Origin of the sequence: Rhizobium hidalgonense (assembly GCF_005862185.2) — a bacterium.
GTDB lineage: Bacteria > Pseudomonadota > Alphaproteobacteria > Rhizobiales > Rhizobiaceae > Rhizobium > Rhizobium hidalgonense.
In genome coordinates this window covers 1,938,039-1,952,310 of the sequence record NZ_CP054027.1, presented here as the reverse complement: position 1 = coordinate 1,952,310, position 14,272 = coordinate 1,938,039, and the positions used below count along the sequence as shown (strand labels likewise).

At 61.5% G+C, this 14,272-nt stretch carries 14 protein-coding genes; 8 read left to right on the top strand and 6 right to left on the bottom strand.

Annotated features, from left to right (window positions below):
* Positions 1–53 precede the first annotated feature (53 nt).
* Both FFM81_RS09310 and FFM81_RS09305 read right to left on the bottom strand, forming a co-directional pair.
* Positions 54–1,010 (bottom strand): transketolase family protein, encoded by a 957-nt coding sequence (locus FFM81_RS09310; protein ID WP_138384200.1) that lies wholly within the window; start codon positions 1,008–1,010, stop codon positions 54–56.
* Positions 1,010–1,819 (bottom strand): transketolase, encoded by an 810-nt coding sequence (locus FFM81_RS09305; RefSeq protein WP_138384199.1) that lies wholly within the window; start codon positions 1,817–1,819, stop codon positions 1,010–1,012. The genes FFM81_RS09310 and FFM81_RS09305 overlap by 1 nt, the downstream gene beginning before the upstream one ends.
* A 212-nt stretch (positions 1,820–2,031) precedes the next feature.
* Between FFM81_RS09305 and FFM81_RS09300 the strand changes: the two genes are divergently transcribed.
* From FFM81_RS09300 to FFM81_RS09280, 5 genes are all read left to right on the top strand, one after another.
* Positions 2,032–3,012 (top strand): ABC transporter permease, encoded by a 981-nt coding sequence (locus FFM81_RS09300; RefSeq protein WP_003569106.1) that lies wholly within the window; start codon positions 2,032–2,034, stop codon positions 3,010–3,012.
* A 118-nt stretch (positions 3,013–3,130) separates the two neighbouring features.
* On the top strand, positions 3,131–4,060 hold the full coding sequence (locus FFM81_RS09295) for a sugar ABC transporter substrate-binding protein (RefSeq protein ID WP_003569108.1): 930 nt from the start codon (positions 3,131–3,133) through the stop codon (positions 4,058–4,060).
* A gap of 26 nt (positions 4,061–4,086) precedes the next feature.
* Entirely contained in the window at positions 4,087–5,565 is a 1,479-nt protein-coding gene (locus FFM81_RS09290) for a sugar ABC transporter ATP-binding protein (protein WP_138384198.1), read from the top strand.
* Between the two features lie 22 nt (positions 5,566–5,587).
* Entirely contained in the window at positions 5,588–6,376 is a 789-nt protein-coding gene (locus FFM81_RS09285; protein WP_003569111.1) for an SDR family oxidoreductase, read from the top strand.
* Positions 6,377–6,569: 193 nt separating this feature from the next.
* Positions 6,570–7,352, top strand: a complete 783-nt coding sequence (locus tag FFM81_RS09280; protein WP_003569113.1) for a glucose 1-dehydrogenase — start codon at positions 6,570–6,572, stop codon at positions 7,350–7,352.
* Positions 7,353–7,394: 42 nt separating this feature from the next.
* Here FFM81_RS09280 and FFM81_RS09275 read toward each other — a convergent pair whose 3' ends face one another.
* Positions 7,395–8,162 carry an SDR family oxidoreductase gene (locus tag FFM81_RS09275; protein ID WP_003569115.1) on the bottom strand — a complete coding sequence of 256 codons (768 nt, stop codon included), beginning with the start codon at positions 8,160–8,162 and terminating at the stop codon, positions 7,395–7,397.
* The gene (locus tag FFM81_RS09270) at positions 8,159–8,395 is read right to left on the bottom strand and encodes a hypothetical protein (RefSeq protein WP_138384197.1); all 237 of its coding nucleotides are present in this window, start codon (positions 8,393–8,395) and stop codon (positions 8,159–8,161) included. Before FFM81_RS09270 ends, FFM81_RS09275 begins: the two co-directional genes overlap by 4 nt.
* An 87-nt stretch (positions 8,396–8,482) precedes the next feature.
* On the opposite strand from FFM81_RS09270, the gene FFM81_RS09265 reads away from it, so the two are divergent.
* From FFM81_RS09265 to mobB, 3 genes are read left to right on the top strand one after another with little or no spacing between them, the layout of a single operon-like run.
* Positions 8,483–9,391: a DMT family transporter gene (locus FFM81_RS09265; protein WP_003569116.1), complete on the top strand. Its 909-nt coding sequence runs from the start codon at positions 8,483–8,485 to the stop codon at positions 9,389–9,391.
* Positions 9,392–9,401: 10 nt separating this feature from the next.
* On the top strand, positions 9,402–10,031 hold the full coding sequence (gene mobA, locus FFM81_RS09260) for a molybdenum cofactor guanylyltransferase MobA (protein WP_097532823.1): 630 nt from the start codon (positions 9,402–9,404) through the stop codon (positions 10,029–10,031).
* Positions 10,028–10,549: a molybdopterin-guanine dinucleotide biosynthesis protein B gene (mobB, locus tag FFM81_RS09255; protein WP_003569119.1), complete on the top strand. Its 522-nt coding sequence runs from the start codon at positions 10,028–10,030 to the stop codon at positions 10,547–10,549. The genes mobA and mobB overlap by 4 nt, the downstream gene beginning before the upstream one ends.
* Here the strand turns inward: mobB and FFM81_RS09250 are convergent.
* Positions 10,481–12,628: a hybrid sensor histidine kinase/response regulator gene (locus tag FFM81_RS09250; protein ID WP_281389096.1), complete on the bottom strand. Its 2,148-nt coding sequence runs from the start codon at positions 12,626–12,628 to the stop codon at positions 10,481–10,483. The two genes, mobB and FFM81_RS09250, sit on opposite strands and share 69 nt — an antisense overlap.
* Complete coding sequence (locus tag FFM81_RS09245) at positions 12,621–14,132, bottom strand: ATPase domain-containing protein (RefSeq protein WP_003569122.1); 1,512 nt, start codon at positions 14,130–14,132, stop codon at positions 12,621–12,623. Before FFM81_RS09245 ends, FFM81_RS09250 begins: the two co-directional genes overlap by 8 nt.
* Between the last annotated feature and the right edge of the window lie 140 nt (positions 14,133–14,272).

Below are 14,272 nucleotides of genomic sequence, written 5' to 3'. Positions count from 1 at the left end.
GGATCAGGTGACGGCCGAAACGGCAAAAGCGTATCAGCCGCTCATGATCCCAGTTACTTGCGCTTGATCAGCGCCTGCGCGGCGTCGGCGATTGCGGCCGGCGCCATCCCGAATTCGTCGAGCAGGAACTCTGCCGAACCTGTGGGCGCATAGACGCCGGGAACGCCGAGACGCTTCATCGGGACTGGAGCATTGTCGACCACCACTTCGGCGACGGCTGAACCGAGCCCGCCGAAGATCGAATGCTCTTCGGCCGTGACGATCGCTCCGGTTTCCCTGGCAGCAGTGATGATAGCCTCTTCGTCGATCGGACGAACCGTTGCAAGATTGAGTACCCTGGCATTGATGCCGCGCTCTGCAAGAATTTCGGCCGCCTTCAAGATTCGATGGGTCAAAGTGCCGTTGGCGATCAGGGTGACGTCGGAACCCTGGCGAAGGAGGTTCGCCTTGCCAAGTTCGAACTTGTGGCCCTCCGGAAGCAGGTCGGGCACACCGACGCGTGACAGGCGCAGGAAACAGGGCCCGTCATAGCTCGCGGCCCAGGCGACGGCAGCAGCGGTCTCGATGCGGTCACAAGGCGCAATGACCGGGAGATTGGGCAGAACCCGCGTCCAGGCGAAGTCCTCGATCGAGTGATGGGTCGGGCCGAGTTCGCCATAGGCCATGCCGGAGGAAATGCCGATCAGCTTGACGTTGGCGTTCGAGTAGGAAATGTCGGCCTTGATCTGCTCGAGCGACCGTCCCGTCAGAAACGGAGCGGCGGCGCACACGAACGGAAGACGTCCGCCATTGGCGAGGCCCGCCGCGACGCCCACCATGTTCTGCTCTGCGATGCCGACATTGACGAGGCGTTCGGGAAATTTCGACTTGAAGCCGCCGAGCTTGGAGGAACCGACGGAGTCGTTGCAAACGGCAACGATCATCTCGTTTTCAGTTGCCAGCAGCTCCAGCGTGGCGGCGAATGCGTCGCGGCAATCATAGAGCTTGGGTGGGTTGATTGGCGCGTTCATTACAGTGCCTCCGACAATTCTGCCAATGCGATTTCGTATTGTTCTTTGCTCGGCACCTTGTGGTGCCAGTCGACCCGGTCCTGCATGAACGAGATTCCATGGCCCTTGTTGGTATGGGCGACGATGCAATGCGGCCTTGCCCCCCTATGTTCGAGAGCAGGAACGATTTCGCTCATGGCGTTGCCGTTGATCTCGGTGACTTCCCAGTCGAAGGCTTCGAGCTTCGGACGAAGCGGCGCGAGATCGTTGGTTTCGGCCAGCGCTGCGCCCTGCTGGAACCTGTTGTGGTCGATGACCAAGGTCAAGTTATCGAGCTTGAACTGGGCTGCCGCCATGATCGCTTCCCAGTTGGAGCCCTCCTGCATCTCACCGTCGCCGGTGACGACGTAGGTATGAAATTTCGAGCCCGAGAGCTTGGCGGCTTTCGACATGCCGATTGCGACCGGAAGACCATGGCCGAGCGGCCCGGTGTTCGTTTCGACGCCCGGAACCTTGTTGCAATTCGGATGCCCGTTCAGCCGCGAATGCGGCTGCAGGAAGGTGGAGATCTCCTCCTCCGGGATGAAGCCGCGTTTTGCGAGCGTCACATACAGAGCACATGCCGTATGACCCTTTGAAAGAACGAACCTGTCGCGGTCGGGATGTTTCGGCCGATCCGGCCAGACATTCAGCACACGAAAATAGAGCGCCGTCAAAATGTCGATGACCGACATCTCTCCGCCAATATGGCCGGCACCCGCTTCAAAGACCGCCTGAAGATCGCGCAATCGGATCTCGCGGGCGATGCGCTCAAGTTCTGTCGTATCCATCGATTCCTCGCGTGCATAAATATTCACTACTCAATATTTTTGCACAAGAAGCCGATTAGTCAAGCCCATTATGCTGAGTACCATGAACATGTACCAAACGAAATCTTGTTGACAGCTTGAAAGCAACTTGTTAATGAATTTTCCAGCAGACATGAATAATTATTCTAGCCCGAACGAATATCGGAATACAGGCCTACGCAGAGGGAGGAGCAATGGTGGCGCTCGATATCAATGAACACAGGCTTTCGTCCGGTGCGTGGTTGAGCAAGCTCAAGGGAGCGACCGGCCCACTCGTCGGACTGCTCGTGCTGTGCGTCTTTCTGAGCGTCAGCACAGACACGTTTCTATCGGTTCGAAACGGCCTCAACATCCTCGATCAGATTACCGTTCTCGGCATCATGGCGGTCGGAATGACCTTCGTCATCCTGATCGGCGGCATCGATCTCTCCGTCGGCTCGGCGCTCGCGCTGGCGATGATGGTCATGGGCTGGACTGCCAACGTCGCCGGCCTGCCGCTGCCGGTCGGGATCGCCTTTGCGCTGATCGCTTCGGCGGTATCGGGCCTCATCGTCGGACTTCTGGTGACGCAGTTCAGGGTTCCGGCCTTTATCGCCACTCTGGCAATGATGTCGGCCGCCCGCGGCGTTGCAAACATGATCACGGACGGCCAGCAGATCGTCGGTTTCCCCGATTGGTTCATGATGCTGGCGATCGATCGCCATTTCGGCGTCATGACAGCCACGGTCTTTCTGATGCTGGCGGTAGTTCTTGCGGCCTGGCTTTTCCTGCACTTCCGGTCCGAAGGCCGCATGCTCTATGCGGTGGGCGGAAACTCCGAAGTCGCGCGCCTGGCCGGCATCAACGTCCCGCTGGTGACGATCAGCGTCTATATCATGAGTGCCGTCCTTGCAGGCCTTGCCGGCGTCGTGCTCGCCGCCCGGCTGGATTCAGTCCAGCCATCAAGCGGTCTGGGCTATGAACTGGACACCATCGCTGCGGTCGTCATCGGCGGCACGTCGCTCTCCGGCGGCGCTGGCGGCATCGGCGGTACGCTGATCGGCGTTCTGATCATCGGTGTGCTGCGCAACGGTCTCAATCTTCTCAACGTCTCGCCGTTCCTTCAGCAGGTGATCATCGGCATCGTCATCGTGCTTGCGGTCGGCGCGGAAACCATTCGTCGGCGTCGCGCCTGACGAGCGGGGTCCGCCGCGTTGGCGGGCTCGGAATTCCGCCCCGGGAAATCGGAGCGGATGATTACCCCGAGGGGGAGGACATACCCGAGGGTTCCATCAAACAACGGAGGAAAATACAATGAAAATAGCGCGCACCATGCTCGCGTCTGCTGCACTGCTCGGTCTCATGCTCGGTCCCGTACACGCGGCGGAACTGAAGAAGCTGGGCCTCGCCGTTGCCAACCTTCAGGCAAACTTCTTCAACCAGATCAAGCAATCGGTCGAGGCCGAAGCCAAGAAGCGCGGCATCGAAGTCATCACGGTCGACGCCAAGGGCGACGGGCCGACGCAGGTCAACCAGATCCAGGACCTCCTGACCCAGAAAATCGACGCGCTGATCTACATTCCGGCCGGTGCGGCGGCTGCGACCGTTCCGGTCAAGCTCGCCAAGAGCGCCGGCATCCCGGTCGTAAACGTTGACCGCAACGCCGAAGGAGCACCGGGCGATACGTTCCTGGCAACGGATTCGGTCGCGTCAGCCAAGGCCGTCTGTGACTACATCCTGAAGGAAGCCGGCGGCAAGGGTAAGATGGTCATCATCCATGGCCAGAAGGGCACGACACCAGAAGTCGATCGCTCCAAGGGCTGCGCTGAATCCCTCAAGGCATATCCGGATGTCAAGGTCGTTGCCGAGCAGTTCTCCAACATCTGGAGTCAGGACGAAGGCTTCCAGATCATGCAGAATATGCTGCAGGCTAACCCGGACGTTTCGATCGTGTTCGCACAGGCCGATGGTCTCGCCCTTGGCGCCGCCCAGGCAATCAAGGTCGCCAACCCGTCACAGAAGATCGTGGTCGGCGGCTTCGATGGCGACACCGCAGCGCTCGAAGCCCTCAGCAAGGGTGTCTTCAACGTGACCGCCACGCAGCAGACGCAGAAGATGGGCCGCGATGCGGTTGAAAATGCCGCCAAGCTTGTCGCCGGAGAAAAGGTGCCGCCGGTCCAGCTCATGGATGCCACGCTGACAACCAAGGAAAACGTCGCAGGCTTCATCGCCAACCATCCCTGATAAAGTAGGTCTATAGGAGGTGTGCCGTGACTGATCCCGTTCTTTCCCTGAGGGGCATATCCAAGTGGTATGGGCCACTCCAGGTTCTGAAGGATGTGAGCTTGGACGTCTATCCGGGTGAAGTGGTTGCACTTCTCGGTGAAAACGGAGCGGGCAAGTCAACGCTCTCCGGCATCATCGCCGGGTCACGCACACCGTCCGAAGGATCGATGACATGGCTGGGGCAGCCTTATGCCCCGGCCACCCCAAGGGAAGCGATCGACAAGGGCGTTGTCCTGATCCACCAGGAACTGCAGCTGCTGCCGCAGCTGTCGATCGCTGAAAACGTCTTCATCGGACGCTGGCCGATGAAGAACGGCGCCGTCGACCGTGCCCAGATGGTTCGCCGGGCCCAGGACCAGCTCGCCCGCTTGAACCTTCACATACCCGCAACACGGACGGTCGCCGGCCTTTCCACCGCAAATCAGCAACTCATCGAGATCGCCAAGGCGCTTGCTCTCAACGCAAAGCTCCTGATCCTTGATGAGCCGACAGCCGCCCTTGGCGGCGCGGAGACCCAAGCTCTCTTCGAACAGGTTCGCAAGCTTCGCTCGGAAGGCGTCGGCATCGTCTACATTTCCCACCGCATGGAAGAGATCAAGCAGATCACCGACCGCATCATCGTTCTTCGCGACGGCGAGCGCGTGCAGGAATTCTCAGACAGCGCGACCCCGGTGCGAACGATTGTCGAGAGCATGGTCGGACGCCCGCTTGACCGCTTGTTCCCCACCCTGCCCGTTCCGACAGATCGTCCGGTCCTTCAAGCGTCCGGCCTGAGCTCGCCGGACGACTCGTTCCGTGACGTTAGCTTCGAGGTGCGGGCCGGCGAAATTCTCGGAATTGCCGGCTTGGTCGGCGCCGGCCGCACCGAACTGGTGCGTGCAATTTCGGGTGCAGATCCGATCAGCGCCGGTTCGATCAAGCTGGAAGGCGAGGAACTCAGGCTGCGCGACCCGGCGGACGCCATCGCCAAGGGCATCGTGATGGTTCCGGAAGACCGCAAGGAGCAGGGTCTGATCGTCGGGCACCGCATCAGCGAGAACATTATCTACGCCAATCTCGACAAGCTGGGCGGCGGGTGGATTACGCCGCGCGTCAAGCGCTCCTTTGCGGAAAAGGCGGTGGCGAAGTTCGGCGTCAAGGGCCGCGCCGAGCAGTACGCCTCTGACCTATCAGGCGGCAACCAGCAGAAGGTCGTGATCGCCAAGTGGCTGATGCGCGATCCCAAGGTCGTCGTGCTCGACGAACCGACCAGAGGCATCGACGTCGGCGCCCGCGCCGGCATCTACGACATCATCGTCAATCTTGCCAAACAGGGCGTAGCGGTCATCGTCGTAAGCTCGGACCTCGAGGAAGTTCTCGGCGTCTCCAATCGCATTCTCGTGCTTGCGCAAGGCAAGCAGGCGGGGATCCTCAATCGTGACCAGGCAAATGACGTTTCGGTCATGGAGCTGGCTACAATCTAAACAGACAGAGAAAGGAAGAGCGGTGTCCGACATCACTCTGAACGCCCCGAAGCTTTTCGATCTCAGCGGCCAGGTGGCCATCGTCACCGGCGCCGGCAGCGGCATCGGGCAGCGCATTGCCATCGGCCTTGCACAATGCGGCGCCGACGTGGCCCTGCTCGACCGCCGGTCCGACGACGGACTGGCCAGGACGGCTGAACATATCAGCGCCGCCGGCCGCCGCTCGATCCAGATCGCGGCTGACGTCACGAACAAGTCCTCTCTTGCAGATGCCGTCGCACGGACCGAAGCAGATCTCGGCGCGCTGACGCTCGCCGTCAACGCTGCCGGCATCGCCAACGCCAACCCGGCGGAAGAGATGGAGGAAGATCAGTATCAGACGTTGATGGATATCAACCTCAAAGGCATATTCCTGTCCTGCCAGGCCGAGGCCCGCGCCATGTTGAAGAATGGACGCGGCTCCATCGTCAACATCGCTTCCATGTCGGGTGTGATCGTAAACCGGGGGCTGAGCCAGGCGCATTACAACGCCTCCAAGGCGGGCGTCATCCATATGTCGAAGTCTATGGCGATGGAATGGGTCGACCGCGGCATTCGCGTCAACACCATCTCCCCCGGCTATACTGCAACGCCGATGAACACCCGTCCGGAGATGGTCCACCAGACGAAGCTTTTCGAAGAGCAGACGCCGATGCAGCGCATGGCGACGGTCGACGAGATGGTCGGTCCGGCGGTGTTCTTGCTTTCGAATGCAGCAAGTTTCGTCACCGGCGTCGATCTTCTCGTCGACGGCGGCTTCTGCTGCTGGTGATGCGATGAGAAAGCGCGTTGCGGGCAATGGGAATAATGAACGGTCTCGCTTCCTCCCTGGCTGAGATCGAGGCGGTGAAGGGACCAACGGGCGACGGCGTGCAATATCGCCGTCCGCCCGCCCTTCGCGCCGATTGAACGGGTGCTCGCGCCCAGATTTGCTGTTTATGTCAGGATACCGGGAAGGAAAAAGCATGAAACGCTTTGAGCAAAAGACTGTCGTCATCACGGGGGGCAGCCGCGGCATCGGAGCGGCGATCGCCAGGCGCTTTGCGCGCGAAGGCGCCAATCTCGTCGTTTCGGCCAATGAAGACCTCGTCCATAACGTCGCCGAGCAGATCCGAGCCGAAGGCGGCAAGGCGATCTCCTTCATCGGCGACGTCACCGACAAGGCAAGCGTCACCGCCCTATATGATACCGCCGAGCAGGAATTCGGCGCCGTCGACGTCTCGATCCAGAACGCCGGCGTCATCACCATCGCCCGCGTCGAGGACCTGACCGAAAACGAGTGGGACAAGGTCATGGCCGTCAACACCAAGGGCGTCTTCCTCTGCGCCCAGGAGGCCATTGCAAGAATGCGCAAGCACAAGCGCGGCGGCCGCATCATCAACACCGCCTCCGGCCAAGCCCGCGATGGCTTCATCTACACCCCGCATTACGCCGCCTCGAAAATGGGTGTCGTCGGCATCACCCAGAGCCTGGCCAAGGAAGTCGCCACCGAGAAGATCACCGTCAACGCCTTCTGCCCCGGCATCATCGAAACCGACATGTGGGCCTATAACGACCAGGCCTGGGGCAAACTGCTCGGCAACTACGCCCCCGGTGAGTTGATGAAGGAATGGGTCGAAGGCATCCCGATGAAACGCGCCGGCTCCGGCGAGGACGTCGCCGGCCTGGTGACTTTCCTCGCCAGCGACGACGCCGCCTACATCACCGGCCAGACGATCAACGTCGATGGCGGGTTGATTATGTCTTAGGCGGGAACTGGGCGGCGGAGCGCAGGCGCTCCACCACCAATCCTACGTCCGACTGATCGAAACCCCACCATCCGCCAGCATCGCCGTGCCGGTCACGAAGCTCGCCATGTCCGACGCCAGAAACAACGCCGCATTGGCGATCTCTTCCGGCTGGGCCATGCGCTTCAGCGCATGCAGTCCCTCGACGAAGGCGAGCAGATCCGGCGTCGCACCAGGCGCGTTGGTGATGCTGGCCGGCGTATCGGTGCCGCCGGGAAGCAAGGCGTTGACGCGGATGTTCTGCCGCCCGAGTTCGGCGGCGAGCACCTGCACGAAGCCGATCAGCCCCGCTTTGCTCGCGGCATAGGCGGCCATGCCGGGCATGCCGGCGGTGTGGCCGACGAAGGTGGAGGTGAAAATCAGCGAACCGCCGCCCTCTCCCATCGCCGCCGACTGATGTTTGGCGCCGAGGAAGGCGGCGGTGAGATTGGTCTCGATCGTCTCACGCCAGCCTTCCACCGAGAGGCCGGCAACCGGTCCCATTTCGCCGACGCTGCCGGCATTGTTGAAGGCGATGTCGAGCCTGCCGAAGCGCGAAACCGCCGTGTCGGTGAGCCTTGCCTGCAGCGCCTCGTCCCTGACATCGCCCGATATGGCGACAGTCTGCCCGCCCTCCGCCTCGATTTCGGCGACGACGGCGTCGAGCGCCTCTTGTCGCCTTGCGGTGACCACGAGCTTCGCGCCTTGCCGCGCAAAGAGCTTCGCCGCCGCCCGGCCGATGCCGGAGCTTGCGCCGGTGATGATCGCGACCTTGTCGTTCAGAAGTGTCATGTCCGTTTCTCCTCAGTTGTCGAGGCAACTGAGATCTCAAACATCAGCCGATGCAGCCACCCGTTTCCCGTGCGGACGAAAGAAAAACCACGGATGCCCATGCGATCAGGTCGGCGCCGAACAAGGGCAGAAGCCTCGATCGAAATATCGGAATTCGCATTGCAAAACGCTGCTTTGCTGTGGTTTTCAAAACGCGCCTGCCGCTGCGTCAACACCATTGTGCGCCGCATCATCGATTTATCCCGGGTGTGACATTCATCCGATTCCCTTCATGTATCTTCCCGACTAAGAAGGGGCGCACAGGTAAAGGGAATCTCTTCATGCCGCGGTCACGCAATACTGAGGGCGCCATCTATATGAGCATGGCGATGGCCGGCTTTTCCGCAAGCGATGCCCTCTCCAAGTCGGTGGTCGCCTATATGAACGCCGGCGAGATCATGTTCCTGCGCGGCCTTTTCACCAGCCTGCTCGTCTATCTGATCGCCAAGAAAATGGGCGCGTTGCGCTCCTGGCGCATCGTGCTGAAGCCGATCATCATCCTGCGCATCGTCTGCGAGATGTTCTCCGCTGTCACCTATATCACTGCGCTCGGCATGATGCCGATCGCCAATGCCTCGGCGATCCTGCAATCGCTGCCGCTGGTCGTCACCTTCGGTGCGGCGCTGTTCTTCCGCGAGCCCGTCGGCTGGCGGCGCTGGTCGGCGATAACAGTCGGCCTCGTCGGCGTCATGATCATCATCCGCCCCGGACCGGAAGGATTCACCGCCGCCGCCCTGCTCTGCGTCGGCGCCGTGCTGACGACCGCCGGCCGCGATCTCGCCACCCGCTCGATCGACCCGGAGATTCCCTCGCTGATGATCACCGTCATCACCGCCATCTCAATCTCCGTCTTCGGCGCCTTGCTCATCCCCGTGCTCGGCGGCTGGCAGCCGGTCAGCGCGACTTCGCTCGGGCATTTGCTGCTCGCCTCGGTGCTGGTGCTCGTCGGCTACCAGTCGGTCATCCTCGCCATGCGCACCGGCGAAATCTCCTTCGTCGCGCCGTTCCGCTATACCAGCCTGATCTTCTCCTCGCTGCTCGGCTTTTTCTTCTTCGCTGAAGTGCCTGACAGCTGGACGCTCATCGGCGCCGCAATCGTCATCGCTTCCGGCCTCTATACGTTCTATCGTGAAGCCAAGCGCCGCGTACCCCCGATCGCGCAGGAATCCGCGCCGCGCTCGCCGGTTTGAGGCAGGGATGATGACTGAATTCTCGTTGGACAGATCCAATATATCAGGCGTCGTGCTGGCCGGCGGTCGCTCACAGCGCATGGGCCGCGACAAGGCGGGCGTTATGCTCGGGGCCGAAAGCCTGCTCCGCCATGTGCTGACCCGCCTTTCGCAGCAGGTCGCCCACGTTGCCATCAATGCCGATGCCGCCGCCGAGAATGTACCCGTTGTTCCCGACCATTTACCCGGCAAGGCCGGGCCGCTCGCCGGCATTCATGCTGCGATGGTCTATGCCGCCGGTCTTCCCGCGATCACCCATGTCGTCACCGTCTCGATCGACTGCCCGTTCTTCCCCGCTGATCTGGTCGCCCGGCTGGCCGCAGCGCTCGAACATCCGTTGCAGATTGCCATCGCCGCCTCCGAAGGCCGCAGCCATCCCGTCTTCGGTCTCTGGCCTGTGACGCTCGCCGCCGACCTCGAAGCCTGGATCGCCACCGACGAAAAGCGCCGGGTGCGCGACTTCCTGTTACGGCATGACGTTACGGAAGTAAGCTTTCCCTTGCATCCGACCCGCGCCAGCCTGCTCGATCCCTTCTTCAACATCAACACGCCTGACGATCTTATCGAGGCGGAACGCTGGCTGGAGGCCCTTCGCGCATGACCGCACCCAAAGTCTTCGGTATCGCCGGCTGGAAGAACTCGGGCAAGACGGGGCTCGCCGTCCGCCTGGTGACTGAGTTCACCCGCCGCGGCTACAGCATCTCGACGATCAAGCACGCCCATCATGATTTCGACATCGACAAGGTGGGCGCCGACAGCTACCGCCACCGCCAGGCCGGCGCCCATGAGGTCACCATCGTCTCCGGCACCCGCTACGCCATCATGCACGAGCTGCGGGGCGCGCCTGAACCGGAGTTCGAGGAGATTCTTGCTCGTCTCGCCCCCTGCGATCTCGTCCTGATCGAAGGCTACAAGCGCGAACCGATCCCGAAGATCGAGGCTCGCCGCGTCGAAGCGGCCAATCGCCAACCGCTGGCGCCGAGCGATCCCCACATTCGCGCCATTGCTGCCGATCATGCCGTCGCTGATACGGCCCTGCCTGTCTTCGATCTAGACGACACAGGCGCCATCGCCGATTTCATCGCAGCGATCGTCGGCCTTGGCCAGGCGAGATCCTGAAGCGCCGGCGCCGCTGCCGGATCTGGGAACCGGGGCCGCTTCGGCTGCCACTGCCTTGCTGATTTCCTTGGCAAGCTGCGCCTGGTTATAAGGTTTCGCCAGCCTCGGAAGATCGATGTCGGTGCCGGCGGGTAGATCGGCATAACCCGTGGCCAGCACGATCGGAAGCGCTGGCAGAATGTCCCGCGCCGCCTCAGCGAGCTGTCCGCCGGTCATACCGGGCATCGAATAATCGGTGATGACAAGATCGAAAGGCTGGCCGTTCCTGATCAGCTCAAGCGCCTCCAAGCCGGAATTTGCCTCGACGACCTCGTGGCCGAGATCTTCGAGCATGTCGACCGAGCTCATGGCGATCAAGGCATCGTCGTCGACCAGAAGGATCTTCAGCCTGGGTGCTGTATCTGAATCAGGCAGCGCTGCTTCGTTCGCTTGCTCGGGGCGCTGTTCGGTCGCCGGCAGCCACAATTCGGCGGTTGTTCCCACCCCAAGTTCGCTTGTCAGAAGAAGTGCGCCATTGAGCTGAACGGCGAGGCCGTGGATCATCGACAGGCCGAGGCCCGTGCCCTTTCCCAGTTCCTTGGTCGAGAAAAACGGATCGACGGCCTTCTTCAGCGTCTCCGCGTCCATGCCGGTGCCGCAGTCGGCCACCGCCAAGACGAGATAGTTTCCCTCGTTGAGATCGCCGCCTTTGCCGGCAACCCTTTCCTGGCGCAAAGATATGCGCAGCGTCCCGCCCGCCGGCATCGCATCGCGAGCATTGACAGCAAGGTTGAGCAGCGCCAGCTCGAGCTGGTTCGCATCGACAAGCGCCGGCGGCAGCGTCGCCGGCAGGATGGTCTCGATGCTGACCGAGGATCCGACCGAACGCCGCAGCAGGTCGTTCATGCCGGTCACCAGATCGCCAAGATCGACAGGCTTGACCTGCAGATCCTGCTGTCTGGCAAAAGCCAGCAGCCGCTGCGTCAGCGCCGCCCCGCGCCGCGCACCCTGAACGGCCCCGTCGACCAGGCGCGTCGCCTTGGCGTCGCCGGCGACATACTTGCCGAGCAGTTCCAGATTTCCGAGAACCACCATCAGCAGATTGTTGAAATCATGCGCGACGCCGCCGGTGAGCTGGCCGATCGCTTCCATTTTCTGGGATTGGCGAAGCTGCTCCTCGGCTCTTTCGCGCTGGGCGACTTCTTCGAGCAAGGTCTGGTGAGCGGCATTGACCTCCCTTGTCCGTTCCCTGACCCGTTCTTCGAGGTTCTCATTGAGCCGCCTCAGATTTTCCTCGATGGTCTTGCGGGCGGTGGTATCGGAGCAGACGCCGACGAGCTTCCTTGCGGAACCATATCTATCGGCGTAAAGCTGTGCGTGGACTTCGGTCCAATGCAGCGATCCGTCCGGCCAGATCGTCCTGTGCTCGAGCGAATAGTCGCGTCCGGTGTCGATCGTCTGACGCAGGCGTTCCAGCACAAAGTCCCGGTCGTCGGGATGGATGCTCGCGATCAGATCGTCACGCGTGACATCATCATCCGGTCCTCGGCCGAAGACCGCCTTGCAGGTCGCTGAGGCGGTCAAGGCCATCGAGGACAATTCAAGCTCCCACGCCCCGAGACGACCGGCGGCCAGTGCCGTCTGCAACCGCCGCTCTCCCTCGCTGAGCGCCTCAAGCCGGGTTCGCGCCTCATATTGGCGCAGACGTCCCTTCAGTGCGGTCCGCGCAATGCTGACGAAGGACGTGGCATGGAACGGCCTTTCGAGGAAGGTCACATTGCCGAGAACCTCGGAAAGCCTGGCGGCGGCGGGGTTTTGTTCCGGTCCTCCACCGCGTTGGGTAAGGACGATGAACGGTAGGTCGGACCAGCTTGGCTGGGCGGCAACCCAGGCGGCCACCGGCGTCAGGTCGCTGCCGCGGACTGCCTCCTCCGTCAGGACCCCAACCGCAACGTCGTCATCGAGCGATGATGCGAAGAGATTCAAATCCGCAACTGCGATCGATGATAATCCGGCCTCATCGGTCAACGATGCTGCAACCTGGGCGTCGCGTCCGGCCGGTGCATAGATCAGGGCCTTCGGATTGCGGGAATTAGGAATCGGCGCCGTCCTCGCTGTCGGTTGGCAAAAGTGCGGCGGACGTCGCGACGAATTCTGGGACGCCGCGAAGCACTCCCTGAAAACCGACAACGGGTTCTCCGATCGTCAGGCCGTCGGCATCGATCCGATACTCCCGGATGGTGTCCTCGTGGTGGCCGGTTCTCTTCTTGATCACGGAGACAGCCCGCCGCACACGTCCTACCGCCTCGAAATAACGCAGCAGGATGACGGTGTCGGCAAGATAGGTCACGTCGACGGGGGCCTTCATGTCGTCGACCAGTCCGTGCTGGGCGACCGTGAGGAAGGTGTTCGCGCCTTGCCTGTTCAGATATTGCAGCAGCTCGTGCATATGCAATATCAGCGAGTTCTCATCCGGCATGGCAGCCTGGTAACCGTTGATGCTGTCGATGATGACCGTCTTTGCTCCCGACCTGTCGACACAAGCACACACGCGATGAGCAAATTCGCCGGGTGACAGCTCCGCGGCATCGAGCTGCTCGATATGCAACAGACCTTCATCCCTCAAGGCCTCGAGGTCCATGCCGAGCGGTTTCAGCCGCGTAAACAGCAAGCCAAGCTCCTCGTCGAAAACGAAGGCAGCTGCCTTTTCGCCACGCGCGATGGCCGCCATCAGGAATTGAAACGAGAAAGTGCTCTTGCCGGTACCGGCGGGACCGAGGATGAGCGTACTGGACCCTCGCTCGAGCCCGCCGCCCAGCAGCAGGTCCAGCCCGGGAATATTGCTGGGAAGCTGATCTCGAACATAACTCGTCCTGTGTTCGGCGGCGACGAGACGCGGAAACACGACGACACCACCGGTCTGAATGGTGAAATCATGATAGCCGCCGCGGAAAGCCTGGCCGCGATATTTGGTAACTCTCAAGCGTCGCCGTTCCGCGCCGTAAGTCGGCGCCAGCTCGTCGAGATGGATGACCCCGTGCACAACGCTATGCACCGTTTTGTCGAGCGTGTCGGAGGTCAGATCGTCGAGGAGAAGGACGGTCGCTCCTTGTCGGGCAAAATAATGTTTGAGCGCCAGGATCTGCCGGCGGTAACGCAACGAGCTTTGCGCGAGCAGCCTGATCTCGGACAGGCTGTCGAGAACCACCCGCTTCGGCTTGATCCGCTCGAAAGTCGCGAAGATTTCCCTTGTCGTCTCTCCGAGTTCGAGGTCTGACGAATAAAGCAGGCTCTGTTGCTGGTCGGCGTCGAGCAGGCTTTCCGGCGGCACCACCTCGAAGACTTCGATGTTGTCGTCGAGGACCATCCCGTGCGACGCGGCGCCGGCCCGAAGTTCGTCATCGGTTTCGGACAGCGTGATGTAAAGCCCGCGCTCGCCGAGCCGTGCGCCCTCGATCAGGAATTGCAGCGCAATCGTTGTCTTGCCCGCTCCTGGATTTCCCTCCAGGAGGAACACGTGCCCGGGCGAGAGCCCCCCTGCCAGAATTGTATCCAGGCCGGACACGCCGGTCCGGGCTTTCGTGGCAGGTGCCGCAGTATTCATTCATTGTTTCCTTCAGTTTCAAGTGTGAATTAGTGGGGAGTGATCGAATGTCAAATCACCGGCACAGCAAGTTTTCGCTCCCGGCAACGCGCATGTCGGAGTATTGAAACAAATACTGGGGTAATACTCGCTCGCCGGCG

What these genes read in the sequence shown, in the direction of transcription:
- FFM81_RS09310 (WP_138384200.1), bottom strand. Translation starts at nt 1,010, where the DNA reads ATGAACGCGCCAATCAACCCACCCAAGCTCTATGATTGCCGCGACGCA.
- FFM81_RS09305 (WP_138384199.1), bottom strand. Translation starts at nt 1,819, where the DNA reads ATGGATACGACAGAACTTGAGCGCATCGCCCGCGAGATCCGATTGCGC.
- FFM81_RS09300 (WP_003569106.1), top strand. Translation starts at nt 2,032, where the DNA reads ATGGTGGCGCTCGATATCAATGAACACAGGCTTTCGTCCGGTGCGTGG.
- FFM81_RS09295 (WP_003569108.1), top strand. Translation starts at nt 3,131, where the DNA reads ATGAAAATAGCGCGCACCATGCTCGCGTCTGCTGCACTGCTCGGTCTC.
- FFM81_RS09280 (WP_003569113.1), top strand. Translation starts at nt 6,570, where the DNA reads ATGAAACGCTTTGAGCAAAAGACTGTCGTCATCACGGGGGGCAGCCGC.
- FFM81_RS09275 (WP_003569115.1), bottom strand. Translation starts at nt 8,162, where the DNA reads ATGACACTTCTGAACGACAAGGTCGCGATCATCACCGGCGCAAGCTCC.
- FFM81_RS09270 (WP_138384197.1), bottom strand. Translation starts at nt 8,395, where the DNA reads ATGATGCGGCGCACAATGGTGTTGACGCAGCGGCAGGCGCGTTTTGAA.
- FFM81_RS09265 (WP_003569116.1), top strand. Translation starts at nt 8,483, where the DNA reads ATGCCGCGGTCACGCAATACTGAGGGCGCCATCTATATGAGCATGGCG.
- mobA (WP_097532823.1), top strand. Translation starts at nt 9,402, where the DNA reads ATGACTGAATTCTCGTTGGACAGATCCAATATATCAGGCGTCGTGCTG.
- mobB (WP_003569119.1), top strand. Translation starts at nt 10,028, where the DNA reads ATGACCGCACCCAAAGTCTTCGGTATCGCCGGCTGGAAGAACTCGGGC.
- FFM81_RS09245 (WP_003569122.1), bottom strand. Translation starts at nt 14,132, where the DNA reads ATGAATACTGCGGCACCTGCCACGAAAGCCCGGACCGGCGTGTCCGGC.